We start from the raw sequence: 25,519 nt of genomic DNA, 5'->3' as shown, positions 1-25,519 counted from the left end.
TTATGCAGGGTCACCTTCAAGATCTGTTCGACGGCCAGATTGCACTGGTACAGAATACCTTTCTCGAGGTACAGTGTTCAATCTTGGCAATTCCGAATCAATGAATTTTATTCCTCTTCCAGCAAATTCATTACTGCGGGGTCGATTTTTAGAAATGTATTTCTCAAGAATTTTATCCCCTATAAATTCCCATCCATGGTTTCCATTATCCCCTTCAAGGACTACATCGTTCAAAATGCCGACATTCTTAAGCTCGAGAGTTTCGTTTTTACCAGTAGTACTGTTTCTAAAAGTAACCTTGCAAGATTGGACAGATTCATTATTATCTATGTCCAAGAGTTCAATTAAGCCCAATATTTCTTTAGTATCGAGATTTATTTTTCTTTTTCTCCCCTTTCCGAAAGAAATATCAATAACCGGGGCATCTGTTTCTTGTTTTATTAAATTTGATGTGCTCATTAGTGTACCGAAAAGAGAATTCTTTTGATTTGGGGCTTGAGAACGTTCTAATAATTGAGTAAATGTGTTATTTCCTGCATTTATTTTTATACTGAGTTCTTTAATGTCATTCGACGCTTTTATATCAGCTATACTCCTATTTGAATCAATTGGTAGAAATACGACTTGCCAGTTGTTCCGGGGGTCATTCACAGAAAAAAATGAATTGAAATACTCCTCAATATCCTTTACCTTACTACCATAAAAATTGTATTCAAATAAAACCGTCCTTTGTAGCGGCGCGGCTACAAAGGTAACCATTTCAATAATATCATTTTGTATCATTTGTGCCTTATCAGAGTTTATGTCACCTATATATGGCTTTATTTGCTGCCTATACTTCCCTATGGATGCAATTCTACACATTTGATCTTGATTGGGAACAGTTAAATCGAATAAAGCTGTAGGATGATAATTAATTTTTCTTATGCGGTTTTGCCAATTTATGGATTTTATTTTATCTAGGAAATCCGTAAAATATAATCTAGTTGCAGAACTGTTATGAGTAATAAAAACATTATAATAATGGAATCTTCTTGCCATTTTGTTCACTCCTATAATCAGGTAAATTTCGACAAAAACTAGTTCTATAATCCCTGATTATGGAATGTTTGGCAACAAGAACATACATTCCTCGGAACGTACGTTCTTGTTTTTTATTAGAATATCACAACTAATATCTACATACCAGTTACAAAAACTACATTTTGACACCTTTCTCCCGCGCGAACACGACTGTATTCAGCCAAGCAAGCTCCGTCTGCATCAGCTCGCCTTTATACGCCTTTTCTGCCCATACGTAATCGCCCAACAACCCTTTGCGATAAAGCCCGTCCAGCGAGTCGCCGAGCATCTTCCATTGCCACTGTTCCAGCTGCATTGTGTCGTCCCCCTTTAATTTTGCAGTCTCCGTTGTACCGTGCAGCTTCTCCCAATAGGCCAAATCCATTTCGTTCAAGTCGACATTTCCGGCGATGCCGCCCACCCTCCCAGACTCGCTGTATTGAAACATCGCCCATCGATCCCATGTCCCGTTTGCCATCGGCTGATTGACTTTGTAATGCGCGACCCACAGCGGCCAGCGGGCAAGCTTGCTGCCCAGGTACGAACGTGCAAATGACGCGCCAGAGTAAATCATTACCCTATGGCCTGAGCGCTGTTCGACCGTCTCCAGCCATCCATGGCACCAGTCGGTCAAACGAGACGGTCCGAGGTCCGCCGCCTCCCCTTCGACATCCAGCGCATACGGAAGCGTCACCGGGAGCCCGGTCACAGCAGCCAGAAAATCCTCGGCCTCTCGAGCGGCCGTGTTGGGCGTTTCAGGATGGCAATAGTGATAAAACCCAACGGCCAAGCCCGCATCGGTTGCGCCGGCGTAATGGCTACGAAAAAGAGGATCGGTATACCCGATCCCCTCCGTTGCCTTAATCATGACGCCCTTGACGCCGCTGGCCGCGACGGCCGCCCAATCGATAACGCCTTGCCACTTGGATACGTCGATGATCCGGATGTTTTGCTCATTGCGGCTTTGCATCGTTGCCAGCTCCCCTTTCTGCCTTGCGCTGAAGCGCGCGGTTCACCTTCGATTCCATTTCGCTACCGACCCACTCGATCACTTTTTCGAGGATGGATATGGGCAGCCATTCGGCCCAACCCGCCCGGACCGCGTTGGCCGTCATGCTTCGCAAGGTATGGTAGATCAGGCCGACGGCGAAGATGCCGAACAGGATACCAGGTAAACCGACGGCCTTGTCCAACAAATGCCCGCCAGCAGGCAGCAGCACCATAAAAAACGTCCGGATGACTCCGTCTATGCCATACTTGGACGAGTAGGAGGCGTCCTTCCGGGCCGCACTCGATCCGCTCATCCAATCCAGTAAGATGAAAAATGCCAATGCCCCCATGATTGATACGACCGCCGTCCCCTCCCCATACAAAAACTCGAAAACCGGAAGCAAGATGCCCCCGGCCACCGCCGAAACCACTTTACCTGTTTGCTCCATATTCTTCTCCCATCCGCCCATGTGGGGGCATAAAAATAGCCCCGATCGGGGCATGTGTAATCTCAATAACGTTTTGAACAGGGTTGGCTTATCTAGTAGCACCCCCGTATAAGACAACGGGACCCATCTGTAAAGGGTCCCAGTTCGCTCGCTTACAATACTCACCGAGTTGGTACCATTCGGTTGCCTTCCGCGCACCATTAACGATAAACAGTGTAGTTAACACTAGTTGTTTGACTTACCCTACACGTGAAGCTGTTGCCGGTTACGACCACAAATGGCGTTGAATCCATGAATGCGGACGCAGTATTGTTCGTGGAGTTGATTGTCGTTCGGACACGTAACAGTATGCCGCCGGGGAAGCCAGTATATTGCTCTTGATAGAAATCGCCTGACGAGTAAGCTTGGTTTATATATACGTAGCTTGGGGTGAACGGTAATCCAGAGACCGAAATCATCCCGCCTGATGGAGTTGCTATTCCTGAGTACTGAGATTCTGCTACCGACCCGCCGCTATAATAACCAGACGGAATGCTTTGTCCTGCTGTCAGCGTCGGCGCGCCTCGATTCGGCATCGTGCCCGTCTTTAGGCCACTACTATAGAACGTTTGACCGGATAGCACTTGGCCAGTGGTTGCATTGGCATCGGTCGATATAGCCGATATCTTACTTGCCAGTTGTGCATATGTGTCGCTACCGCTTGCCGCCTGTCCCATGCCAGTAATCGCGGTAGCGACCGCCGACTTACCGTTACTGGCAGACGTAAAAAGCTCATTGATTGCTCCGACAACACTCTTTGAAGATGTGAGTAGGGAGTCCGAATTGCCTTGGTTCCCGGCATGCCATATCTGGTATGCATTTCCGCCCACGCTCCAGCCGCCTACCTTGAGTTGGTTGTCCGTATCCAGCCCAAAATGAACAGCGTGTGAACCTTGGCGATGGAAAGTCATGAACGCAGCATCACCACCGCCAGCAGCAGACCGCACTTCTAGGTTGTTAACACCAGCGGCATTGCTTGCGATTGTACCTGTGGTTGTGTTTGGGAATAAATGGCCCCCTATACCTAGATCGCTATTGATTGTTAATGAGCCGCCGATTGTCTGCCCACCACCGCTGTTAATAACATCAAGCCCATTCCACTGGAACGAGGTTGGAGAGGCCCGAAGGATGTAGGCGGTGTTGGCTTCGTTGATGATGTTAAATTGGTCTCCGTTCACCTTTATGAACGTTGCATTTGTGTCATCACCCATCTGTCCGCCGGAACCGAAGTTTATGGCACCACCTCCACCTGTTAAAGTTATATGTCCAGCAATTGAGGTATTTCCAGCCCCGTCATCCAAGACGTTGTTGGCAGTATGTGTGGACGGCACTCCTCCGTCCTGAACACGCAACCCCCAATGGTTCCCTGCGTAATTGGTAAATCCAATTGTCCCCCCTGCGGTAGTTGGCTTAATAAGTCCATTGACATACATATTTCCGTTGCCGTCGTCCAAAACATTGTTCTTAGTGTTAACCCTGCCGTCGAAGCGCCACAATAATGCATACCTCGTTGCCTCTCCTTCCCTGTAGCTTCCCAATGCCCCGCCGTCATATCCATGGAGAACAGGTCCGGCTACAGCCACCCCATCAAATGAGTCATAAAATCCAAGGGCGTGATTTGGATCGGAACCGGCTACAAGACGGATCTTACCAGCAATGCTCATATTTCCGGCACCGCTATCTAAGACGTTGTTCTTTGTCACTACTTTTCCGGTAGGCTCGATTATAATACCGGCAGAACCGCCTTCGTATGGAGTTGCTCCATGACCGATGTATATGCTATTTATGGTTGTGCTGCCCCCGGAACTTGTGCCAAACATACCGACGCTTCCGTATGTTGTACTTCCGGGCCGGTCCGTGAACCGCATACCATGTGCCCATCCGGTATTTTGGTCGGTGGGTGCGGTGATTTTCATGTCGTGGAATGATGCGACGCCGCTACCATTGTCCAAGATGTTGTTATTGGTGCGCACTACGAATCCGGGGGATATTAAAAGCGATGAGTTACTCCCCGTCGAATTCTCGCGTATCGAGAACGACCCGCCATCAGCGACAATGTAATATTTCTTGTCGCTGTCCCATTCATACATCTCAATAATCGGTGCGGTAGTGTTGCCGACTTGTACCTGTACGAAGGAAGCTAGGCCCGATCCATTGTCCAAGATGTTGTTAAGAGTAGACACCGCGTATGTCGATTCATCAACGCGTAGCAGCCATTGATTCGCGGCGTTATTCGTGAATCCGATATTCCTTCCCGCTGCTGGTCGGATATTGAAATCCGAGGTGGTGCTGGCCGCTATGAGATACGGACCGCCGATAGACATATTCCCGTTTCCGTCGTCCAAGGTGTTGTTCTCAGTATAAATCCCTCCGTTATTGTCTCCGGAAAGGATCATCTGTCCGGCAGGATTGTGCCAATTTATGCTTCCTGCCGGGTTCATGAATTGATTGATGACTGACTGCCCTTTCACTGACATGTTGCCGTCACTTTCCAGTGCGCCATTTAGGATCAACCCGCCGTTGATCGTCTGTCCGCCTCCGGAATGGATCATCTGCACCCAAGGCCCCCACGATCCTGCGCCGCCAACCTCCGGTGGATAGCCCTGCCGCATGTAGAATGCGTGGCCGTTATACGAAAATGCCAATTGCACTATCGTATCGGCCCCTCTAGACACAATCATTTGCCCGTTTGCGACACCGGCGGGCATGTTCGTGTGTATGCTTAATAGCCGATAAAAGCCGGAAGTCACTACAGTATTAAGGTCTGTACCGTCCGATAGCATTATGAACTTTTTGACCCCATCCGACACTACCGAATCGATCTCGGCCTTCCGCGCAACGTCATCCGCCGCCGAAGGGGCAGCTGCCTTGAATCGACCACTCGCGTCCCGCTGGACGAGTGTGTTTGCGGTAGCCGCTGACGTGGCTGCTTGAATTGCCGTCGTATTCGTATTGATCTCCTGACCAATCTGATTCATATCCGCCGGCTGAACTGTCTCGCCCATTGTCCAATTTGTTTTTGCCAAGGGTTAAACCTCCTTTACCTCGATTGTCTGAAGCATCATCGTATCGGACGCGATCGGGACGTTGACGGCGTTGGTCGTTTTGACGTTGTTGCTGCTGTCTTTCAGCTCGATCAAAGTAATTAACGATACGTCTGCAACACGGACCATGTAATTCAGCGCAAGCGTGCTGTCCGTTACCTGTTTGACCTGAAAATCCGTAATCTCATACGAGCCATTGAGGACGACTTTATCGATGTGGCCATCAACGTAAACGGCCACATCATGCAAAAACGTACTCGTTATCATTTGATGACCTCCTCCGGCCCCAGTGTCGAAAAGGGTAGCTGTCCGAGCTGCCAGCTGCCCAGCGCGTAATTCCACGTAATGCCTCGCTTTGAAATGCTCTCTTCGAGCCCGATCGTGCTCCCCAGCGAAGTATTTTGCTGATAGACCATGTTTGCCGGCTTAATCAGCTCGACCGTGTATACGACCTCACGAAATACACTAGCGTTTTCGATATTGGCCGTGACCGTCAGCAGAAAATTCTGCGAATCGACGGAGACAATGGTCATACCGGGACCGACCAGCAAGTCGAGCTGCTGCTGCAGGTATCGGATCGTAAAAGGCGGCTTGGTCTGGTAACGATTGAGGATTCGCCGCTTTCGAAATTCGAGCGTTTCCGAAGGTTCGGCCTGAATCTCCAACATCTGCTCCCGGCGCTTGACCGCCGCGGCGCCCGATGTCAGCACGAATTGATCGTCCAGCAGTTGATTAACAGCCGTGGCGAGCAACAGCAGCTCGGCATCCTCGGTTTCCGCCAACTCCTCGAAATCCCGTATGTCCTGATAGTAGTCCGGCAAATAGGATAGGATCGGCTTAGGCATGGACAGTCACCGTCCCCAGCACCGGGATCTGCTCGGCTCCCAAAGTCAGGTTCGCAGTGGACCCGTTGATTTGGGTACCGTTTACGTCCGCTATACCGGGCACCATTAGGATCGAGGCATCGATAAAGGCAATACGGATAACGAGCTGCGGTTGGTTCGCCCAATCCTGCCGCAACGTCAGAAGGTAAGCTTCGATCGCTTCCTCGATTGGCGTTTGGACTTGCCCGAGCACCGTGCCGGAAGCGAGCGTTACCGTCGTTTCGACGTTGATCGTCACGCCCTGCACGCCGGCGATCGTGACGACATGACCGATCGGCGCCGTACCGATCCCCAGCCCGCTATTAACCGTCGGATCGACGGCCGTTTGCACCTCACTGACAAGCTGTGAGGATGGTACGGTCCAATCTGATGCAATGATGGTTCCCTTGGCCGTGCCGCCGCCCTGCCATACGGGAAATATCTTCGTCGCTCCGACTCCCGACATAGCGTTGATCTTTTGCTTATAATCCGCCACGTTTCCACCGAATGCCGGCCGGTTAACCTCCTCGTAATAGCGAACCCGCAGTGCGTCATCGGATTCCGCATCCTCTCCTGGCACCAGAACGTCGGTCAGCTCTGCGCGGGAAAGTCCGGCAATATAATCGATCGGCAACATGGCGCCGAATTTCTGATTCCCAACGATCCCAACCTGTTCGCACTCCATGGTGAAGACGCCGGTACTGATTTTGTTGATCGCGATATAATTTAGGTTCTCGATGCTGAACCGGCTGCCGATAGGGATGTCGAATGGCGCATTTGCCGCATTGTAAAACTGCCCTTTGCGGCGGGCTTTGGTTGCGGGCTCGCGGGTGACGCCAAACTCCGCGGTGCGCCGGGCCAAGTATTCGCCGGATGCCGTATCCGCAAACGAAATATTGTAGTTCAGGTCCAGCTCGACGTACATCTGTGCCAGCTCGGCAGCGGCCGGCGCAAGCGCATCATAGATAACCGAACCGGGGCGCTTGTCTACGTTATCCGGTACCCGAGCAAGCATCCGGTTAAGGATCGTTTGTTCGTTCTGCGACTCGTACACTATCTGATCACCTCCTGTGAATCTTGGAAGCTACCGAAGACCGATATAACCGTAAAGTTGATCAGCATTGCATCCCCGTTAATCTCGACGCTCACGTTCTCCACGCCCCGAATACGATCGTCCGTCATGAGCGCTTCCCGGATGATCCGCGCAGCCTCGGACTGAACGAACAACGGGCTGACGCCGACCATGCCGTCCAACTCGTGGCCGTAATTGAAACTGTAGATCAGATAGCGAAAGCGCTCCGTCTGCAAGATTTTAAAGACCGCCTGCCGGACTGCATCGAGCTCATCGACCATCCCCGACACACGGCCCCGATCGAAATCAAGGTGCCACGTCCGGGACGGCTGCTGTACGGCCTGTACCTGTGCCGTTTTCAAACTGCTACCGGTTGGGATCATCCGACCACCACCTTGTCCAAAATAAGATACTGCTGCCCGCCTTGAATCCGCAGCAGCACAACCTTATCGCCTGTCTGCAGCCCCGGGCGGATGACGATCTTATCCGCCAGCGCCTCGCCGGTTGTGCCAGATGCCCCGTCGTCCGTATACGTATGGCTGTGTTTCAGGTCCACTTCATATCTGGTCAGGCTCTCCGGAACATTCAAAAAATCCGCATCGAGGGTGAAACGTTGGTCCACGTTTACCTCGAGCGGATCGTTTTGAATGACTTCGCCAAACAAAATATTAACCGGGCTGCCGGCTTCGACCGCCTCCTTGGCGGCCTGCTTAATGATGTCCAACATCAAATCACCTTCAATGTCAGGGTCATGGTATGGTCTGTGCCGTCGTACCGGTGGACACATTCGTCAACAAGGAAAAACTGATTGACGTCGAACTCTGCGATCATGACGGGCACATAGCAGCCAGCGCGGACGGACGAGTTGCCGATCGCTTCGAGCTGCAGACTCCGGGCTTCCCGGTTTTTCAAGGACATAAGCTGCTGCAGGAGCTCGTTGATCTGCGCCGCGTTTTTGTCCTCGTCGACGGTCTGGTACAGCTGCAACGTCCCCCAGCGGGCGATATTGGCGCTGTCCTGCGCAATATAGACGTCGCGTTTCCCTGACTCCTTGTTGTCCTGTACGAGCTTGATCTTGTTGTACGTGTCCGTGTCGATCGATTGCTTGTATCCGTAATCGATAAGGCTGCCGTCTCCCATAACAAGATCAAGGCGCATATCCTCGACGTTCCGGACCGTCAGCGTGCCGAAGTCGTCATAAAACATGTACAGCCGGCTCGTGCTGATGACCGTCTGCGTAATCGCCTTTTCGATGATGTCGAGCAGCGTCTGCCCGTCCTCGACCATTGTCGCAATCCGATAGCCGGTGTCGGCCAACGTGCCGGTGGTCAAATTAAAATCGTCAGCGATTTGCTGGACCACATCGGCCACAGTCACGTTTTTGAAAACGTACGTGTCGGTCGCCAGCAGATAGCGCACCTGGTCGTATGCGAGGATCTTCACGTCTTCGTCCTTACCGCTGTCGATACTGAAGATGTACCCATAAAAAACATTTTGCTGGCCATCACGAAATCGGATGATGTCGCCGTTAGTGTAACGGAAAAGCGCGTCCTGGGAGAGTGAGTTTTTCACAAGCGTAAACTCCAGACTTGCCGGACGCCCGCCGCGCGTCGTCTTCCATGTGATATCCGACGCGATGCTCGAGATATCCCACACGTTGCCATCCTTATTGTCCAGCAGGAGCTCAAGCATTCATCGTCCCTCCCGTCTCGGGGAGCCAAAGCTCGTAACCGATTGGCAGCGCCTTGACTTGTGCATCAGTAAGGCCGTTCAACTGCTGCAGCTCCCGCCAACGGGCCCCGTCATCGAAAAACCGCTTGGCGATCGCCCAAAGCGTATCCCCGGAAACAATCGTATACGTACTCGGCGGCAGACGGTCGTTCGGGCGCGTCTGTGGCTCCGGCTGGATAACCTCGGACATAACCCCATTGACGACCCGGGACGCCACCGTGACGCGCTGTGCAGTGTAAAAGACGTACCGTTTCAATCGCAGGGTATAATCGATGTCGCCCCCGGAACCGGCTACTTCCTTCCAGCGAAATTCTTCGATGCTGGCCGCGACATTCAGGTCAAAAGAGGGTCCAGTAAAAACAAAGCGGATGGGCCGCTTGGACGCCATCCACGAATCGATATAGTCGATGTATAGTTGCGGATCCAGCAGGATCGGCGCAGTAACGAGCGGCGAAGATGCTGCCGGGAAGAAGCTCGAAAACGAGTACTCCGTCAGCTTCGGGCTCTTGATGACATTGATCTCGCCAAGGCCCGCTACATCGTAGGTCCGGCCGTTCACGCCGTCGCTGATCTCGATCGAGCCGGGGTTGACGGGGAGCTGAAAGCCCTCCTGCTGGTTGTTAAAGGATAACCAGAAGCCGTAATTACTCATACCAGCTCGTACACCCCTTTCGCTGACGAAGCGATCTGCGTAACAAGCTTATCCTCAATCCTTGCGACGATCGTATCGATATCCGACTCGCCGCCGACCGGGCCGGTCGTAACCTGAACAGTCGGTGTGAGCGAAACGAAATTCTGGATACTCTTCATCTCCGCCAGCTCGCGCATCATGCGCAGGTCTTCGCTGCTGATGTCGACCTTGTCCTTTATCTTGCCAACCTCTCCGATGCTTTTGATCCGATCAATGTCGGCCTGCTGGTTCCAAGCGGTGAAATCGTATTTTCCTGGTGCCGCAGGAGTCGTCTGCTCCGTCGCCCGCTTAGTGGCCCGGGTGCTTAGCATATCCAGCACATTTTGCTTCCTAGCTGCTGCTCGTGCCGCGGCGCTCTCTTTCATGGCAGATAAAGCGTCTTCGCCGGCCTTCTTCAAGTAGTCGGCCTGAGCAGCGGCTGTTGCGACGAATTCTACTTTTTCAATGCTTGAGATACTGACACCCTTAACTCCATTCAATTTATCGATCAGCCCGTTCATTCGATCGATCACACCGTTAATCAGGTCTTCCATCAACTTGAGGGACTTCACTTTTGCCGATTCAAATGCATTCACGATCCCGTTCGAAACACTCTGAAAAAAGATAGGTACTTGGTCGAAAAAATTCAGGACCATGTTCCATGCCCGCATGAATCCGGCTGCGAAATCGTCATTAGTCTTCCATAGATGAACCAACCAAGTAACAAGCCCAATGACCAAGGAAATTATCAAGATGATGACATTAGCCTTCATTGCAGTATTCAACGTAGCCCACGCAGCGGCCAGTCCTTGTGTCGCCAGTGTCTGCGCGAATATGGCAAACGTACCGGTACCCGTCGCAAACGCCATAACCTTTTGGGCCAGTGCCTGACCACGGGTCGCAAGCGTCCAAGCCGCCATCGCTCCTACGATGCCCCACAGGATCGGCTCGATCGTTGGCCAGTTGTTCGAAAAGAAATGGTATATCTCCCCGATGACTTTCAATAGCCACATCCCCTCGTTTACCAATGCCGCCAATCCTCGACTCAACAGGTCGAAAAACACTTGGAACTTACCGGCCTGGGCTGCTTGATTCAACATTATGATCAAGGGCAGTAGCGCCTTCATCGCGGCGGTGCCGGCGTCTGCAAAGCCAGAACGCATGTTATTCTGCAATAGCTCTAACTGTTTTGCCGGTGACGCCAGCATTTTGTCGAACGCTGCCTGGCCCATTTTTTGCTTTTCCATCAACTTATCGAAGGCCGTAATGAATCCGTTGATGTCGCCTTTATTCGCGAAATCCGTGATTTTGAAAGCTCGAATATCGGCTTTCGACATGTTGAAGCGTTCGGCCAAAGATACGATATCACCGCTCATCGCTTCTTTTAACGCAAAAGCTGCACCTTCGATCCCATTGCCGGCACTGTCGAAGGCATTGAGCCGCTGGGCCAGATTGTTCAATTTCGACAACTGATTCGTATTTTGCGTCATCGAGTAAAAGGACATCGTGCTTTGTAGCGCCTTCGTAACATCTTGTCCGGCAGCCAGCGCTTCTGCCTTAAACTGCTGAAACATGGCACGACCGACAGGCTCGTTCCCGGTCCGGGCGACAAACATGTCCTCCATTTTCTGTTGCTCCATCGCACCGCCAATCGTCGCCGATCCGAGCCGCTTTAAGCTCTCAATGGTCAAGTATGTCGCTGCAAGCCCTTTGACGGTCTCAAGTAATCGGGAAGAACTCTTATCGGCAGTTTGAATCGATCGATTATGTTGCTCTTGAGCCTTGGCTGCACCTTCGGTTGCCCGCTGCACGGCTTCCTTTGCCTTCGAGGTTGCATTTGTTGATTTGGCAATGTCCGATTCGGCAGTAGCAGCTTTTCCCTTTTCTTTTGCGATTGCTCTGCTTGCTCTCGCTTCCTGCTCCGCAGCTCTCATCGCAGCTTCCTGCGCCTTGGTCGTCGCCTCTATTGACTGGGCAATATCCGCCTCGGCAGATGAGATTTTACTTTTTGTTGCCGAAAGCATTTTGCTGACTTTCTCGTCACGTTCGGCCGTCCGCTGCATCTGTTCCATGGTCGAGATTAACATCTGCATCCCCTGCGTAATGTTTCGCAACGGACGTGTCATGGCGTCCATCATTCGCAAGGTCGAATTAATGGTGGACATGTTTACCCTCCTTTCGAAGGAAATATAAAAAGCACCCTCTAGGAGAGTGCTTGTGATCGTCTTATTTTACGCTGTTGAAGATTTCCTTTGCTTTTTCATAATTAGCCTCTAACAAGAACCGCCCATTTGACGGCCAATTCTTCAACATTTCATCTTTTTTGACTGCATCCTTCATGTCTTTCTCTGTTCTATATTCATAAATCTTTATCGGCTGATTATCCATATAAAAAATTACGCCGTTAATAGCTTCAGCCATCTGATATTGCTGTTTCTTACTCGGATCTACCGTAACCCCGGCATCCGTATAAGCCTTTATGAACGAATCCAACGTCAACGTACTTTTCGGCTCGGATGATGAGCAGCCACCGACAACAAATACGGCCGTCAATAAACAAAGTAAAAATAACTTTCGCATAATGCCCCTCCCCGTTAATGGACAATTTTACCACACGCATTATATCACATCTTTACGGGGCAGGGACATTACCGTTTCGCAGCAGCCTTCTTTTCGGCGGCCAAGCGCTCATCGATCGCAGCCATTACGAAGGCCCGTTCCTCGCGCGGCAAGGAAAGAAACTCGGACGGCCATTTACTGAACTTGTGGAGGGCGTAGTATGCGTAGTTTGCGTCCGCATCGTCCTCCTTGATTAGTTTTTTGCGTCTTCAACCAGGTCTTCCATACTGCGCCCGAATCCGGACAACCGTTGGATCTGCTCGGCCAGCTCGGCCACCTCTCCGGGCAGCAGCACCCGATTCAGATAATCCGAAGGTGTAATGCATCCGAGCTTTTGGATACTGGCAGCGTCCTTGAAATCTGGAACGACGGTATGATCGATGACGACCGTTTCGTTAAATTTCTGTGCGTCCATTTCGACTTTGCCATTCTTCCGGATATTCATGGATTTCTTCCGGATATCCTCGAACGTATTGCCCTTCATGGCCCGGATTGTGAATTTCAGCAGGTTGCCGTCCGCGTCTCGGAATCGGTCTGAAATGGCGACGTCATCCGTCACATTGTCGACGGGGTTACTATTGAGAAAATCCTGCAATGTTGACATAGGTTAAATACCTCCTTGGGGTTACACGCCCGTAAGCGCGTTGAACTGGTCGAGTATATCGTAATCCGAGAACGTGAAAGACAGTTCCTCGTCCATCATGTCATCGGATGTACTGTCGAACTTGGCTGCGATCAAGCTATCCAGGTTGCAGCCCTTGAGCACGACCGTTTGCCGGCCTGTACTGGAAGTCGGGTCCTCGTTGATGACCTGCAGGTCGAAATTGAAATCCCGACCTGTTTTGACGTAGGTCAGCATGAGGTTTCGAAAAACGGTAGAAACATAGTAGACATTCAGTGTCCCTGTGCCGTTCCATCCGCTGGACTTCTTGCCGACGTTTGTCCGGCCGAGCGTTGGAACATCAGCCTTGTTCTTTTCGAGCATGGCCTCGAGGCTCTTGGCGTAAAATAATTCCTCGACCCGTCCGTTAACGGTCGCGAATGCCTTCGCCATCTTACCGGATATTGCATCTTCCTCACGGAAAAACATGTTATCTCACCACGACTTTCATATAAATTTTCTCTATGGCGTCGACCGGCTGGATGTAAACCTCGACATACACGCTGTCCGTCTCCGTCCCCTGCTGGACAAATACGTCCGTTTGGGAGTCGAAGTTTTGAATGGCGCTGATGTTCTGCAACGTCTCCAAGTATTTGATGATCTCCGCTTTCAGGAGATTCTGCCCCTCGGGATTGTTGTCTACCTTACCGAGATAAAATTCCGAAAAGATCCGGTTGAAATCGTTGTTGATTCCATCCAGCACCCGAAGGACTCGGTTTTTACTGAATGCTCTATTCTTGGCCGGCACAAAGCTCGTATAGGTGTTGATATCTTTTTCCACAAGAGCCCGTCCGTTATTGGCCGTGAACAAGAATTCACCAGCCTGCAGTGCGGCGATGATCTGGGCATTCGTGTACCGGGTTGCAACGTCCACAGCGTCATCGTAAGCCGCGTAAGTCAGCGATTGATTCATCTGTGCGCCAGCTGTCGCTCCCGCCGTCCACGCGGTCGCCTGCGCCGCCGTGAGCGTCGTTCCATCGGTGAGGATGACTCCGTTCTTGACGCCGATGACGCCCTCGTAGTCGGCCGTCGGGTAGTTCTCGAGGACAACCTGAATCTTCTTCCCTTCGTCGTCCCGGAGACGCTTAGCGAACGCGACGAACGTCGATTTGAGCGTATTGTCCGTGGACGGCAGCCCAATCGTATTAAAATCGAGGATTTCGACCGCCGCCAGATAATCGACATAGTCCTGATTGATTGTCGTTCCGTCTGCACCTCCGACCAGTGGAGCCCCCGCGGTTGTCGCCAGCGTGCCCGTGCCACTCCAGACGACCCAATCGTTAGCGACAAGGCCCGCGATATTCGCGACCGTTTGCATATCGTATACGGAGCCGCTGACGAGCGTTTTGACGTCGAATTTGGCATTGTCGTCAATATTGGTTTGGATCACAACGGTAATATTGTTACCGCGCACACCGCCCCATTTGGCCGTCGCCGTCAGGTTGCCGCTCGTGACGGCTGCTTTGGTCCCGGTGTTGACTCGGTAAACGAGTAGCGTCTTTGCCCGTTTGAGCGCTTCCCGGACAAGCAACATTTGGGAAGTCGTGATGCCGTAGCCGAGCTTGTCAAACGTATCCTCACCGGCCTCAATCGTAATGATCTTTTTGGGCTCGCCCCACGAAAGGACAAGAGGGAGGGAAGCAATGCCACGCTCGCCGACCGCGCCGATCGGCTTGGCTTCGCTCACCGTGTTGATATATACCCCGGCGCGCTCTTTGTTTTGTGTTGTCCATGTACCAGCTGCCACGATTACTCAGCCTCCTTTTTCAGAAAATCATCCATCAGCTGTACAACCTCGGCGATCGAGTACAATTTATCATCGTCCAGTACGGCGGTAAGAATATCGCGATCGATCCCCGACCGCTGCCGGGAGGCGAGAAACTGCTGCTTAGTGAACACTGCTGTCAATTTCCCCATTTGATCCCTTCTTTCTGTTCGAGTGTCTGCATCTTCGGATGGGTCGCCTTGACCTCCCAAACATGGAGCGTGTAGTCCACGAAAAAGTGCAGGACTTCATCGATTATTCCAAACCGCATACCGGTTCCCCGGATCGGTCGTCCGCCCACCTGAATTGTCTGGAGGGCGCTTGTCAGTTGCTCTGCCATCGTGTACATGTTGTCGTTCCCGCGCGCCGGTGCGAAGTAGTGAACGTCAAACGGATGCACCCGCTGATAGCGCCGGCCGAGCTCCCGTGTATGCATCGGTTCCAGTAGCTTTACAAAGAAGCAAGGGGGATTGAGCTGCTGTTTGATCTCTTCCCCGTGAATGGGAATGTCAAAGAAGGCGGCATCAAGCGCGGCGTTTACTCCGTAACGTACATCGTTGAATGTAATCTGCGGCATCGTCATCCCCCTTTCTTCGGAGGTCGACCGTTCATGATCTGATTCAGCAATTGCGCCATCCGTTTTTCCAAATAGACCGGCAGTTCCTGCTCGAGTTCTTTCATGCTGATCGTCATCATAAAGCGACCTTCGACCCACTTGGTCAGATCCTCGCCGGTACGGTGTCCGAATTCAACAAAGGACACATATTCCGTGTTGTTGTAGATTTCGACCAGGTAGGCATCGCCTTGACGCTCTACTCGACCAACCCGCCAGTTCCGCCGCAGCTCGCCAGTGTCGACAGGCGTCCGCTTCTTGATCTTGCGTTCAGCCCGATAGGCCATCTCGAGTAGAAAATCCCGGATGAATCGTTCAATGACCCGGTCGTCGAGCGCCTTTTTGAAGCTCCCGGCAAGCCGCTTGAGCTCGTCGAATTCGACCGATCCCCATTTAGCCACTACGCCCACTCCTTGCGCTGGATGCTGATCTCCTGATGGGTGACGTAGAGGAACGGCTCGCCGGCCTTATACTTCCGTGCCGGAGCGACCGGCTCCCAGCCTGCAGGCGTGTCCCTGCCCCGCGTTACCTCTAGCATGTCGCCCTGCAGGACCTCGATCTCCGGTGCGAGGAACAGCTTCGTTTCGTAGCGGATGTTATTTTCCGCCGCGGTCTGGTCGTTCTGGCCCAGCGCTCGCTGTGAGAGGCGGCACGGCTGGTTGATTTGGACCGGTTGCGGGGTTTGCTTCGTCTCTTTGGTTACCTGGTTCTTCGCCCCAGCGTATCGGTAGATGGTACAGCGATCCGTATAAAGCCGCTCGATCGCCGCCCGGTGCTTACTGTAGTCGATCGGCATGCTACCACCTCATCCGTCGATAAGCGATCAAACTGGACCGGTAGTCAAATACCACCGATGCGATAACCGTCAGGGACGGAGCCGGCGGCTTTGTACTGACGACAGCTTTGATCGGCTTGACCGTCGTATCCCCGATCTGCGTCTCGTACGTCTCCTCCGGTTCAGGGACCGGAAACAAAATGGCGAGCTGCTCCGCGGATAGAGCGCTCGCCACCATGGCGGCCCATGTTTGCTTGAGGCCGTCCGGTATTATGGTGATATTGCAAAAGTTCTTGATAGACTCCTCGACTGCATCGATATACAGATCGATCAAGTCGTCGTGAGTCGTTTCGGCCAGCGATAAACCTAATCGCCGCTTGACCAGAACACGGATATCCGCCTTATCGATTGCCACGCGGATCAGCTCCCCGCAATATAGGCGGCGCTCGCCGAGGATGTGGCGGCTTTGACATAGATCAAGTTGCGGTTTGCCACCTCAAGCCTAACGGACTGCCCCGGGGCGACGACATACGCCTGTGCCGTTGCATTGCCAACGAGCAGGTTCTCTGCGGCTTCTGCGCCGGTGTTTTGCACGATAACCCAGCTTACGGCTTGGGAGGCTCCCAACGCAGCCGCCGTCCCTGTTGCGGCCAATGTGCCGGTGTAAATCGTGGCGGATGCTGTTGGCTTGATCGGCAACGGCTTTATCGGGCTTACGTAGACAAACCGCTTTGTTGCTTCATCATAATATTGGGTCATTGTGTCACTCTCCTATCAGCCGGACAGCCTTTGCACGCATTAGCGTCACAAAAACATCCTCCGGCAAGTCGTTTTTTTGCCCGGCATCATAATAATCAAGGTTGTGCTTGACGTTAGTCAGAAACAGCGCACGGACCATTCTCGGTGGTTCAGGTGCGTCCGGAGATGCAGGCCCCTGCTCGTTCGATTCCGGAGGTTGAGCCGGTGCGTCAGCGGCAGGGGGCGCGACAAGAGCCTGCTCTTCCGGTAATTGCATCTGTTCCGTGGCTGCAGTCTCATCTTTTTTTCGTGGCGCCATTGATTTCATTCCCCTTTCAACGAAAAGTAGGAGAGGTACGCCCTCTCCTTACGCTACCTTAGCGATAAACACTGTATCCATCGTTTCAAACGACGGAAGCACGATCTCGGACACGATCGTCTCGACATTAACCGGATGTGGCTCTTTGATCGTCGTGATCGCCACGCCGGTATTGACGATCGATACTTCGGCGGCAGTCGCACCGGCCATCAGGTCGGCCTCTTCCGGGGTTGTACCGTACCAAGTGTTGCCCAAGTTCCCTGCCGGAATCAGCGTGAAGAAATCATCAGGGAAGAATTGATGCGTGCTACCGTCCTGCAGGGCGTAAATTTTATTGTAGACCGCCACGGTGATGCCAAGTTTGTTCTGCAAGTATGCCCGGAGCAGTGCGTCCGTCATGATGATGTTCTGGCCGCCAATCGGATTCATATCCAATCGGATTGCCGGATGCGCCATCAGATAACCCCAGGTCTTTTCCGTGCAGATCGCGCGTGCCAACGTCGCGCCGGTACCCTGATTGATGACCCGTTTCCAACGCTGTATATCCTCGACCGGCGTGCTGTTCGGATCGCTCCATTGAGCCGTACCGGTCAGCGTCTCTTTATGGCTTCCCGAGAATCCGTAATTGTAGTCGTAGTCCTGCCGGTTGGCTGTGATCCGGATTTGGCCACTCGACAACAACTGCATGATCATCCTTTCCGGGATGACCTGGGCGCCGGCCACGAGCTGCGCGCGATCGTCAAAGATTTGCGTAATCAGCGGCATGATGTACTGCTCATTGCTGTTGTCTTGCAGCTTCAGAAGCTCTTGACGATCCTTCTCACCCATTCGCATTGCTTCACGAAAAAACGGCATTTCCGTTTCAATCCGCTGGAATCCGATCCGGTCCCGCAATGTCGCTTTGGCGTCAAACGCGGACGGCTGCAACGAAACCGGAACACCGCGGGCTCCCTTGATCCAAGCCAGATCGAGGCCGAGCTTCTTTTTTGGCGGGAACAAAGTCGCTCCCATATACGGAATGTTGTTGCTTGGGTTGTTGGTGACATACGCCGCAATTGCCGGCGCCGTCACGTAATCAAAGATAGTAGGCATGTATGATCGTTCTCCTTCCGCCGTACTAGGCGATGAATGTAATTTGCTTAAGGGCCGCGACCTCTTCGACCGTTGGAGCAGTTGGGATCTTTGCAAGATCAATAAAGCCATGAATCGTCATCGCGCCCGGAGCTGGTCCGTATGTGACGTCAACATCGTCAAACAGGACTCCTTCGGCGTTAGATACACCAGTGGTAGTCACGGCCTTTTTTGCCAGCTTCGTCGGGTCCTGCAGCACGTCGTTGCCGAGGATTGTGCCGGCTGGTACGATTTTACGGCCATCAGCGTTAGCTGTAATGCCCGTATTGTCCACAGTCACTGCTACGTTGACATAGTGATCCGGGAACTTGAGAATCTCCTTGCGATTCCCATAATTCGTTGTCACAAACTTGCTCATCCGTTATCACTCTCCAAAGTAAGTTTTTTGCGCATCCGATGTAGCTGAATTGGCTTTCGCGAAATCAGCTATCCGTTTGCCGAAGTCCGCGGCCTTATTGCCTCCGGAGCCTCCGCTTCCGCCGGAACCTCCGGCTTCGGTCGGGTTGAAGCCCTTGAACTGGAATTGATTGCCGCCTTTGTCTTCGGGAACAAACAAAAAAGCCTTGCTCGTCTGCAGGGCTTTGATTTGGTCGTCCAATCCGGTTTTGATGCCGCCGGCGTCGTCGAGCTCGATTTTTGATTTGTCGAGCAGTCCGGCAACGATATCCGGATCGTGGACCTTGCCGGCGAGCGCCAACTTCACGGCGGATCCCAGTCTCAACGCAGCAGCATCTGCCTCGTACTTCTCTTTGGCCGTCTTGTTGTCGGCTTGCAACTGCGTGATCTGATCCTGTAATGCCTTGTTATCGCCAGCTGACTTGCTGAGTGTTTCCAGCTGCTTGTCGCGTTCCCTCAACGTGTCCTCGGCCGTCTTTTTGGCCGTGTTGACGTCGTCAAAGCGCGCTTTCGGAATAAAGCCCTTCAACTCCTCGGCGGATGCAGCAGCGGCCTTCTCAGCCAAATCCTCCGACAGTCCTAATGCAACAAATTGCTCTTTATTCACGGTCGATTCCTCCCTATTCATCTTCGCTTGGTAACCCGGTCGCGGCCGGTGATGTCTTGTTCTTTAGCGTCCGCAATACCAAAAGGACGACTGAGGCCCCTGCAGTCTCAGCCGGAGCCCGTTTCTTCCTCAACCAATTTGTATTCGGCCTCCAGCGCCTCACGGGTACATACCCGAAGCGATCCGTCTGCCTCTTTGACGATGCATTCGCCCAACTTAGCAATCAATACGCTAAAGGCGCCACGGATGACGCGCAGCTGTACGCCAGCACTCGTATATTCAACGCTGGTCGGCAGCCCGGCAAAATCGATGATCGCCTGATGATTGCCGGACGTATTGTCAAATTCGATCGCGTCGATATAGACATTCTTCTTGTAGCGCCTTTGCATGCCGTCCTCCTCCTTCCTCCCAGGGAATGAAAAAAGCACCCTCGCCGCAGCGTGAGTGCCTTTACTCCTTTTCGTCATCCTTTTTTGTTTCATCCGGTTTGCTTTCGGGCTTGTGAATGACGATCTCGCCCTCTTCCCATGTGAACCGGTCCTTACGAATACCATCTTTTTCAGACATTCGGTATCACCTCCGCAATAATAAAAATAGCGCCGTTCTCATCTTTGGCGTCTATAATCTGGAACGACGTACCTTCTTGAAGCAAAAATTCATTCTCGTTTTCGAATTGGCTCAGTGGCATAACCGGCGCGCCTTTGCTGCCCGCTGGGACTCGAATCTCAAATCGAAGTTGTCCGCCGAAACTGGACGACTTTAATAAGCTGGTGCTTACAAAGCCGAGGTCGGAGAACACCATGCCGGGCATTTCGGAAGCCGGTACACCAAAGATATTTTTATTCATGCCGCGGTAAACCGTGATGTTGTCGGTTAACTCAAATTTGTTGAGCCCCGAGACAATCCCGGCAATCACGTCATCATACGAGATATCAGGTGATCCGGATCGTAATTTCCGATTGATCTTCGTATACGAGCTGCCGGTATAGGTTCGGATTGCGTCCGTCTCCACATCGGTTAAGCTCTTTCGCCACTCAGGGGACACCTCGCTCACCCAAGATCGCACAGCATCCGGATTAGAAAAAGTAAGATACTCAGGTGGCTTTATTTTATCACCTTTCGGCGGTTCTGACGATAGAACATACTTTTTCTCCCATTCCGGATACGTGGTATCCCCAGGTACATAGTACGTTTTCCCGTCCGCATCCCGAGCAATCCGCTCGCCGACGTCAACCTCGTCATCGAAATAGGCGGTTGTCGTTGTCCGGCAGCGAACATGGAACGGCGGATAGTTGACGCCGACCTGCATTTCGGAAAGCGGAAAGACCTTGGCGTCCATTTCCCGACAGATCGGAGTCGTTCGGCTGTCCAGCGTCGCCAGTACTTCGTATTTCTGGACGACGCCGCTTTCCTTGTAGCCGGCCATTGTCGCCTGACCGGTAAAAAAGGCACTCTCCGTTTGGACCAAGCGCTCCGCGTTGGACCGGGATACGTTCATCCGCTCGGTTACGTCTTTGACGGTGCGGTCGACGCTATCGCCTCGGATGAAGGACTGTGAAAGCTTCGTTTGCAGCTCCTGCCGAAGCTTGGTTCGATCATCCCATATCCGCTGCGACCAGTTACGGCCGTCCAGCTTGGCACCGAGCAACGTTTTCAGGCCGTCATCGTCGATCCGTGCGAAGGAAACGCCGATCCCTGTACCTTTTTGCAGCTCATACAGCGTGCGGTAATACGTATCCTTGTAAATGCCGCCCAGCAATGCACCCGTGCCCGCCTGACGTTTTCCGGCCAGCATTTCGACCTGCTGATTGATCTGTACCTGCAACGCCTCTAATCGGCTTATACGCGTCCGGAAATATACATTGTTCAGCTCTTTGGTCCACTGCCCGTCCGCATTGCTCTTCGCTTTGGAAGTGAACTCTTTGAGCGTCATCTTGAATTCTTTCAGCTCGCCGGTCGTAAGCAGCTTGCGGGCTTCGGCCATTTCGATTTCGTTGTTCTTGGCGAATCGGGCATAGAACGCTTCGATATCCCGCTTGATCGACAATGTCGCCCGCTCATACTCCCGCCGTTGCTCCCGATCGTAATCGTCGGCATTCTTGAATTGACGGGCTGCGATCTGCTCGGATCGTTTCGCCCAGTACTCGGCCGATTTCATTCGGCATCATCTCCGTCGGGCGGATTATCCTCACCCATTCCCGGATATTGCGTCAGCTCTGCTTTCTTCTGTTTCTTGATTCGCTTGAGTTCGGCCAACAAGTCCCGCACCCATGGATGCTGCGCTATCAGCGTTTCGTCAGATAGGATGCCGACGCTGTCTTTGATGGCTGAAATGATTGCAGCCTCATCAATCGGCATGTCGCGATTGTAGATGAATTCGACATCCTCGCCACTGTAATCGACGCCCGTTGTGTTATAAAGGTGCGTATCGATAAACCAGCGAAGTTGCTCAAGCGACGCCTGAAATTCCGTTTCGATCATGGAAGCATCCATGTCCAAATCGGAGTAAAGAAAGCGGAGAGCGACGCCGGAGGGGGCGCTGCCGATGTCCACACCCTGCGTATCCACACCGCGGCCGAACTCGTAGATATCCTTGCGGGATTGCTCCATGTGGACCTTGTATGCTTCAGTATTGATCTGCAACCCGATCGTATCGACGCCCCCTTCAGCTTCTACAAAGGCTGTTCGGTATGTCGCGATGTTTTTGCGGAACTCGCTAGCATTCGTACCGCCGTAGTTCCGGACGACATAGATACTGTCCGGCAAATCTTCGAGATTGTTGCTGTTGTCGGACTTGTTGCGGTCGTAATCGTCGACCAGCGACTTAATAATCTCGACGAGTGGCTGCTCTTCCTCGTTATACTTCCAGGCGATGAAGGGCACGCGCTCCCAGTTCATTCCCTGCTCTTTGTCACCCGCCTTTACGGTAACATGCGGGCTGATCGCGCCCGCTTCAACGTCCGGCGTCAACCCGGTACCGTCAGCCACATAACGGCGCACGCCATTTTTGTCCCACCACTCAATTTTTCGGACCGTCTTGCGCTGCAAACCTTCGTACACGATGACTTCGTAATCGCGGATCACCGCATCCAAAATCGTGTGTGCTTCGTCGGCCCACAACGGAACAATCTCCTGCGAACGCATCTTCCGGAATGACAGCGTGCCGGCCTCGTCATAGTATACGAACCACCAGGCGATCCCTTTATTGATCGCCTCTTTGCCCGTTGATTGCAGTTGGCGGTACATGGACTCAGTGAACACCTCATCCAGTGCGTCTGCATACTGCTTCTTGGCCGTCTGAATGCTCAACGGCTTGCCGAGCAAATAGCCAACCTTTTGGTCGACGAGCTTCCGAAGAAACGCATTCGCCAGCTTGTTGTTGGATAGGTTCCCGACGATTTCCTTCGCGCCGCTGGCGCCGATCGCCGTCCGCTTCCGCTCGAGGATGTCTGTTTTGTTCCGGTAATACCGTTCACCGATGTCCATCCATTTTCGCTTGTCGGATGCCCGCCAGTCGCCGATTTCGAGTTGAGTGATCTGCTCCAGCGTGGCCGCCGTGCGAGCGCCGCGGATAATAATATCTTCGATCTCTTTTTGCTCATTGCCAAACGGCCATAGTGTGGGCATCGCACTAACCCTCCTTTCATTGTTTGTCAGGGAAGAATACGCCGCTGCGTTCAGGCGGAGCGAACGCCAAAACGACTGCATCCGCCCTATCCGGGGAATCCAGTCCGCGTTTTTTCATTTCTTCTTTGCGCTCGATCGCAAGTTTTCCTTTACTGGTCATCCGATACTTGCGCTGTGACAGTTGCGTCACGAGGCGATCATCGTTTGGCAGTTCAACTGCTGCAGGCTGTCCCTGAATATGCTTCGAAAAAGATTCTTGCAGCAGATCACGCAAGTACGCCCACGTTTCGGTGCCTCGATTCTCAAAGTGTTCCTCTTCGTTTCGAGTCGGCTTGCTGCCGTTGTTGATCGGTGTGACACGCCACCCATTGAGCCGTTCCTCCCGAATGACTTCGTTCAACCTATCCGTCACCCCACCGCCGACGCCGCTGTCGTCCACTTTGATTTCGACGCGCTGCAGTTGCGAATAGTGGCGGAGCATCTCCTTGCCGGTTGAAATGACCCGCCCGGCCGTGACCATGGTGTCCTGCTTGTTGTAGCAGCGCAGCTTGAACACCTTCATGCCGATTCGCGGAGCGATGACTGTTTCATCATCACCGAAACGAGCCACGTCCACGCCCAAATGAAGCGTGTCGCCCTGCAGTTCTACCGTAGCATTCGCGGCCAGCTCCGCCAGCTCCAGTGCGATGAAGGCATCGGCCTCGGCTTTGGGAAACTCGCCGTACACCCTTACGCGAACGACGTCGCTGTCGGCACCGTACTTGTCGATCAGCATCTGGATGTTTTCTTTCGAAGTCCGTTTACTGTCTCGACTGTCGACCCTGTGCGTCCGGAATAATCTACGGTCCCGATTGTGCGAATCGTAGAAATACCCACTGGTGCGCGTTGGGTTTCCGCATAACAACATTTTATTGTCTTCGCCAGACAAGGTCCCCTGAATGGCTTCCATGATCGGATCAGCGACGCCAGAAGCTTCATCGACGATGAACAGCATATGATCTTCGTGGAATCCTTGCATGTTCTCGGGCTTATTGGCCGTGCGGGCCGTCGCAAACCACCGCTTCTCGTGACCGATCATGTAAACCTTGGTCTTTGTCCACTTAAGCAAGTTCCCGACCATGGACGATTCAAGCCACTTGGCGACCTCTGCCCACAAGACGTCATTGAGCTGCTGTTTCGTAGGAGCCGTACAGACCACCCTCGGGTTCGGGCGGCAGCACAAGAACCAGATCGCCAACGCGGCCTCGAGCCCGGTCTTGCCTACACCTTGGCCAGATCGAACGCTCGTGAACCGGAACTCCGCTACGTCCATCATGACCGCCCGCTGCCATTCATCCGGAGCAAAGCCAAGCATGTCCTCCGCGAAAGCGACGGGATCGTCCCAGTATAGGTCAAGCAGCTGCACGATGTCGGAAACGACATTATACGGTTTACTCATCGGTCTGAGCCTCCGCCGCTTGCACAGCCTTACGACGCTCCGCAATCTCCTTCAGTGCATCGGTCCAGCTTTGTGTCGCGCCAGCGCCACCTTGAAGCTGCTGCAGCTCGATCTGGAGAATAGCCGTTCGGACTTGCTTCTCCTCGTCCACAGCAATAAGCCGGTTCTTTAACTCGATAGCTTTCAACTTTTTTTCCTGAACACGTGTCAAAGCATCTTCGATGCGCAGAATATCTTCCAACGTTCGAAATGACGTTTCTTCGATCTGCGACTCGACCATCTTGTCCTTCTCTACCGTGATGGTATTGGTCTTTCCCGTTCGATCATCATGGACTTGTACAGCTTCCCTCACTGTTCGCAATTCCTGAAGCACACGCCGTTGCTTTTCCGTCAGTCCAGAATTCAACCGCTGGATCCGCAGAAGCATTCGACGCTCACGCAGAGACAGTAACGCAATGGTTTCGTCAGCTTGTATGACCGGATCTGTGTCGATGCTTGACAGCAGCTCCAATTCGTCCTCATCGAGCGCGTCCAGCCAAATCGTTTCATGTTCGCCGGTCTTAACAGCCTTTTTATTGCCGAGCGGCCCGCCGTTGCCCCCACGGTTACCCATTGCCTGCTTATTGCCCATAGGAGCTCCGCCTTTATTGCCTATGGCGTTCCTGTTCCCTTTCGGCGCTCCCATTCGTTTGGTAACGTTACTATTCGATTCATTGGTAACGTTACCGTTCAGGGAGGTTTCCCACTTATCTTGATTCTTCCACTTTCGGATTAAAGTGTCCCCGACACCAAGCGCAGCAGCAATGTCCTTGAGTAGTACCTTACCGCCGCTGTCCATCCACATACGTTCTGCTTCGGCGCGTTTCGGACTGCGTTCTTTGCCCACTACATACCACCACCCCCGACCCAA

Annotated in this window: 31 protein-coding genes; all 31 read right to left on the bottom strand. The window is 52.7% G+C overall.

Features of this window, described 5'->3' with window-relative positions; translation table 11 throughout:
* The 31 genes from FE784_RS00845 to FE784_RS00700 all read right to left on the bottom strand — a co-directional run bounded on the left by FE784_RS00845 (position 1) and on the right by FE784_RS00700 (position 25,495).
* Positions 1–1,041: a hypothetical protein gene (locus FE784_RS00845; protein WP_139600217.1), complete on the bottom strand. Its 1,041-nt coding sequence runs from the start codon at positions 1,039–1,041 to the stop codon at positions 1–3.
* Positions 1,042–1,198: 157 nt separating this feature from the next.
* Complete coding sequence (locus FE784_RS00840) at positions 1,199–2,032, bottom strand: glycoside hydrolase family 25 protein (protein WP_139600216.1); 834 nt, start codon at positions 2,030–2,032, stop codon at positions 1,199–1,201.
* Positions 2,016–2,501 (bottom strand): phage holin family protein, encoded by a 486-nt coding sequence (locus FE784_RS00835; protein ID WP_139600215.1) that lies wholly within the window; start codon positions 2,499–2,501, stop codon positions 2,016–2,018. The genes FE784_RS00840 and FE784_RS00835 overlap by 17 nt, the downstream gene beginning before the upstream one ends.
* 200 nt (positions 2,502–2,701) lie before the next feature.
* Positions 2,702–5,566 carry a pyocin knob domain-containing protein gene (locus tag FE784_RS41525; RefSeq protein WP_218103730.1) on the bottom strand — a complete coding sequence of 955 codons (2,865 nt, stop codon included), beginning with the start codon at positions 5,564–5,566 and terminating at the stop codon, positions 2,702–2,704.
* 3 nt (positions 5,567–5,569) lie between these two features.
* Positions 5,570–5,851, bottom strand: a complete 282-nt coding sequence (locus FE784_RS00825; protein WP_139600214.1) for a ketopantoate hydroxymethyltransferase — start codon at positions 5,849–5,851, stop codon at positions 5,570–5,572.
* On the bottom strand, positions 5,848–6,429 hold the full coding sequence (locus tag FE784_RS00820) for a putative phage tail protein (RefSeq protein ID WP_139600213.1): 582 nt from the start codon (positions 6,427–6,429) through the stop codon (positions 5,848–5,850). Before FE784_RS00820 ends, FE784_RS00825 begins: the two co-directional genes overlap by 4 nt.
* Complete coding sequence (locus tag FE784_RS00815; protein WP_139600212.1) at positions 6,422–7,501, bottom strand: baseplate J/gp47 family protein; 1,080 nt, start codon at positions 7,499–7,501, stop codon at positions 6,422–6,424. Before FE784_RS00815 ends, FE784_RS00820 begins: the two co-directional genes overlap by 8 nt.
* Positions 7,501–7,902, bottom strand: a complete 402-nt coding sequence (locus tag FE784_RS00810) for a DUF2634 domain-containing protein (protein WP_139600211.1) — start codon at positions 7,900–7,902, stop codon at positions 7,501–7,503. Before FE784_RS00810 ends, FE784_RS00815 begins: the two co-directional genes overlap by 1 nt.
* A complete protein-coding gene (locus FE784_RS00805) occupies positions 7,899–8,246 on the bottom strand; it encodes a DUF2577 domain-containing protein (protein WP_139600210.1) in 348 nt (115 codons plus the stop codon). The genes FE784_RS00810 and FE784_RS00805 overlap by 4 nt, the downstream gene beginning before the upstream one ends.
* Positions 8,246–9,211 carry an XkdQ/YqbQ family protein gene (locus tag FE784_RS00800; protein WP_139600209.1) on the bottom strand — a complete coding sequence of 322 codons (966 nt, stop codon included), beginning with the start codon at positions 9,209–9,211 and terminating at the stop codon, positions 8,246–8,248. The genes FE784_RS00805 and FE784_RS00800 overlap by 1 nt, the downstream gene beginning before the upstream one ends.
* Positions 9,204–9,902, bottom strand: coding sequence for a LysM peptidoglycan-binding domain-containing protein (locus tag FE784_RS00795; protein ID WP_139600208.1), 699 nt, complete (start codon positions 9,900–9,902; stop codon positions 9,204–9,206). Before FE784_RS00795 ends, FE784_RS00800 begins: the two co-directional genes overlap by 8 nt.
* Positions 9,899–12,085, bottom strand: a complete 2,187-nt coding sequence (locus FE784_RS00790; protein ID WP_139600207.1) for a phage tail family protein — start codon at positions 12,083–12,085, stop codon at positions 9,899–9,901. Before FE784_RS00790 ends, FE784_RS00795 begins: the two co-directional genes overlap by 4 nt.
* A gap of 61 nt (positions 12,086–12,146) precedes the next feature.
* The gene (locus tag FE784_RS00785) at positions 12,147–12,500 is read right to left on the bottom strand and encodes a hypothetical protein (protein ID WP_139600206.1); all 354 of its coding nucleotides are present in this window, start codon (positions 12,498–12,500) and stop codon (positions 12,147–12,149) included.
* Between the two features lie 232 nt (positions 12,501–12,732).
* The gene (locus FE784_RS00780) at positions 12,733–13,143 is read right to left on the bottom strand and encodes a phage tail assembly chaperone (protein ID WP_139600205.1); all 411 of its coding nucleotides are present in this window, start codon (positions 13,141–13,143) and stop codon (positions 12,733–12,735) included.
* Positions 13,144–13,164: 21 nt separating this feature from the next.
* Positions 13,165–13,629: a phage tail tube protein gene (locus tag FE784_RS00775; RefSeq protein ID WP_139600204.1), complete on the bottom strand. Its 465-nt coding sequence runs from the start codon at positions 13,627–13,629 to the stop codon at positions 13,165–13,167.
* 1 nt (position 13,630) lies between these two features.
* Entirely contained in the window at positions 13,631–14,947 is a 1,317-nt protein-coding gene (locus FE784_RS00770) for a phage tail sheath family protein (RefSeq protein ID WP_139600203.1), read from the bottom strand.
* A gap of 2 nt (positions 14,948–14,949) precedes the next feature.
* Positions 14,950–15,117, bottom strand: a complete 168-nt coding sequence (locus FE784_RS40615; protein ID WP_176705867.1) for a hypothetical protein — start codon at positions 15,115–15,117, stop codon at positions 14,950–14,952.
* A complete protein-coding gene (locus FE784_RS00765; RefSeq protein WP_139600202.1) occupies positions 15,105–15,542 on the bottom strand; it encodes a phage tail terminator family protein in 438 nt (145 codons plus the stop codon). Before FE784_RS00765 ends, FE784_RS40615 begins: the two co-directional genes overlap by 13 nt.
* A gap of 2 nt (positions 15,543–15,544) precedes the next feature.
* Positions 15,545–15,979 carry an HK97 gp10 family phage protein gene (locus FE784_RS00760; protein WP_139600201.1) on the bottom strand — a complete coding sequence of 145 codons (435 nt, stop codon included), beginning with the start codon at positions 15,977–15,979 and terminating at the stop codon, positions 15,545–15,547.
* The gene (locus tag FE784_RS00755) at positions 15,979–16,374 is read right to left on the bottom strand and encodes a DUF6093 family protein (protein WP_139600200.1); all 396 of its coding nucleotides are present in this window, start codon (positions 16,372–16,374) and stop codon (positions 15,979–15,981) included. The genes FE784_RS00760 and FE784_RS00755 overlap by 1 nt, the downstream gene beginning before the upstream one ends.
* Before the next feature lies 1 nt (position 16,375).
* Positions 16,376–16,768, bottom strand: a complete 393-nt coding sequence (locus FE784_RS00750) for a phage head-tail connector protein (protein ID WP_176705866.1) — start codon at positions 16,766–16,768, stop codon at positions 16,376–16,378.
* A 5-nt stretch (positions 16,769–16,773) separates the two neighbouring features.
* Positions 16,774–17,112 (bottom strand): hypothetical protein, encoded by a 339-nt coding sequence (locus FE784_RS00745; protein WP_139600198.1) that lies wholly within the window; start codon positions 17,110–17,112, stop codon positions 16,774–16,776.
* 4 nt (positions 17,113–17,116) lie between these two features.
* Positions 17,117–17,410 carry a hypothetical protein gene (locus FE784_RS00740; protein ID WP_139600197.1) on the bottom strand — a complete coding sequence of 98 codons (294 nt, stop codon included), beginning with the start codon at positions 17,408–17,410 and terminating at the stop codon, positions 17,117–17,119.
* A 48-nt stretch (positions 17,411–17,458) separates the two neighbouring features.
* Positions 17,459–18,502, bottom strand: coding sequence for a major capsid protein (locus FE784_RS00735; RefSeq protein ID WP_139600196.1), 1,044 nt, complete (start codon positions 18,500–18,502; stop codon positions 17,459–17,461).
* A gap of 25 nt (positions 18,503–18,527) precedes the next feature.
* Positions 18,528–18,899, bottom strand: a complete 372-nt coding sequence (locus FE784_RS00730) for a hypothetical protein (RefSeq protein WP_139600195.1) — start codon at positions 18,897–18,899, stop codon at positions 18,528–18,530.
* A 6-nt stretch (positions 18,900–18,905) separates the two neighbouring features.
* Positions 18,906–19,544, bottom strand: a complete 639-nt coding sequence (locus tag FE784_RS00725; RefSeq protein ID WP_139600194.1) for a phage scaffolding protein — start codon at positions 19,542–19,544, stop codon at positions 18,906–18,908.
* Between the two features lie 107 nt (positions 19,545–19,651).
* Entirely contained in the window at positions 19,652–19,933 is a 282-nt protein-coding gene (locus tag FE784_RS00720) for a hypothetical protein (protein ID WP_139600193.1), read from the bottom strand.
* A 170-nt stretch (positions 19,934–20,103) separates the two neighbouring features.
* On the bottom strand, positions 20,104–21,702 hold the full coding sequence (locus FE784_RS40610; protein ID WP_176705865.1) for an ADP-ribosyltransferase: 1,599 nt from the start codon (positions 21,700–21,702) through the stop codon (positions 20,104–20,106).
* Positions 21,699–23,252, bottom strand: coding sequence for a phage portal protein (locus FE784_RS00710; protein ID WP_246131836.1), 1,554 nt, complete (start codon positions 23,250–23,252; stop codon positions 21,699–21,701). The genes FE784_RS40610 and FE784_RS00710 overlap by 4 nt, the downstream gene beginning before the upstream one ends.
* Entirely contained in the window at positions 23,188–24,609 is a 1,422-nt protein-coding gene (locus tag FE784_RS00705) for a DEAD/DEAH box helicase family protein (RefSeq protein WP_139600192.1), read from the bottom strand. Before FE784_RS00705 ends, FE784_RS00710 begins: the two co-directional genes overlap by 65 nt.
* Entirely contained in the window at positions 24,602–25,495 is an 894-nt protein-coding gene (locus FE784_RS00700) for a phage terminase small subunit-related protein (RefSeq protein WP_246131835.1), read from the bottom strand. Before FE784_RS00700 ends, FE784_RS00705 begins: the two co-directional genes overlap by 8 nt.
* Between the last annotated feature and the right edge of the window lie 24 nt (positions 25,496–25,519).

It is taken from the genome of Paenibacillus hemerocallicola (genome assembly GCF_006265175.1).
GTDB classification, from domain to species: Bacteria; Bacillota; Bacilli; order Paenibacillales; family NBRC-103111; genus Paenibacillus_AB; species Paenibacillus_AB hemerocallicola.
Note: the sequence above shows the minus strand (reverse complement) of the source record. Positions and strands in the feature narration are given on the sequence as shown.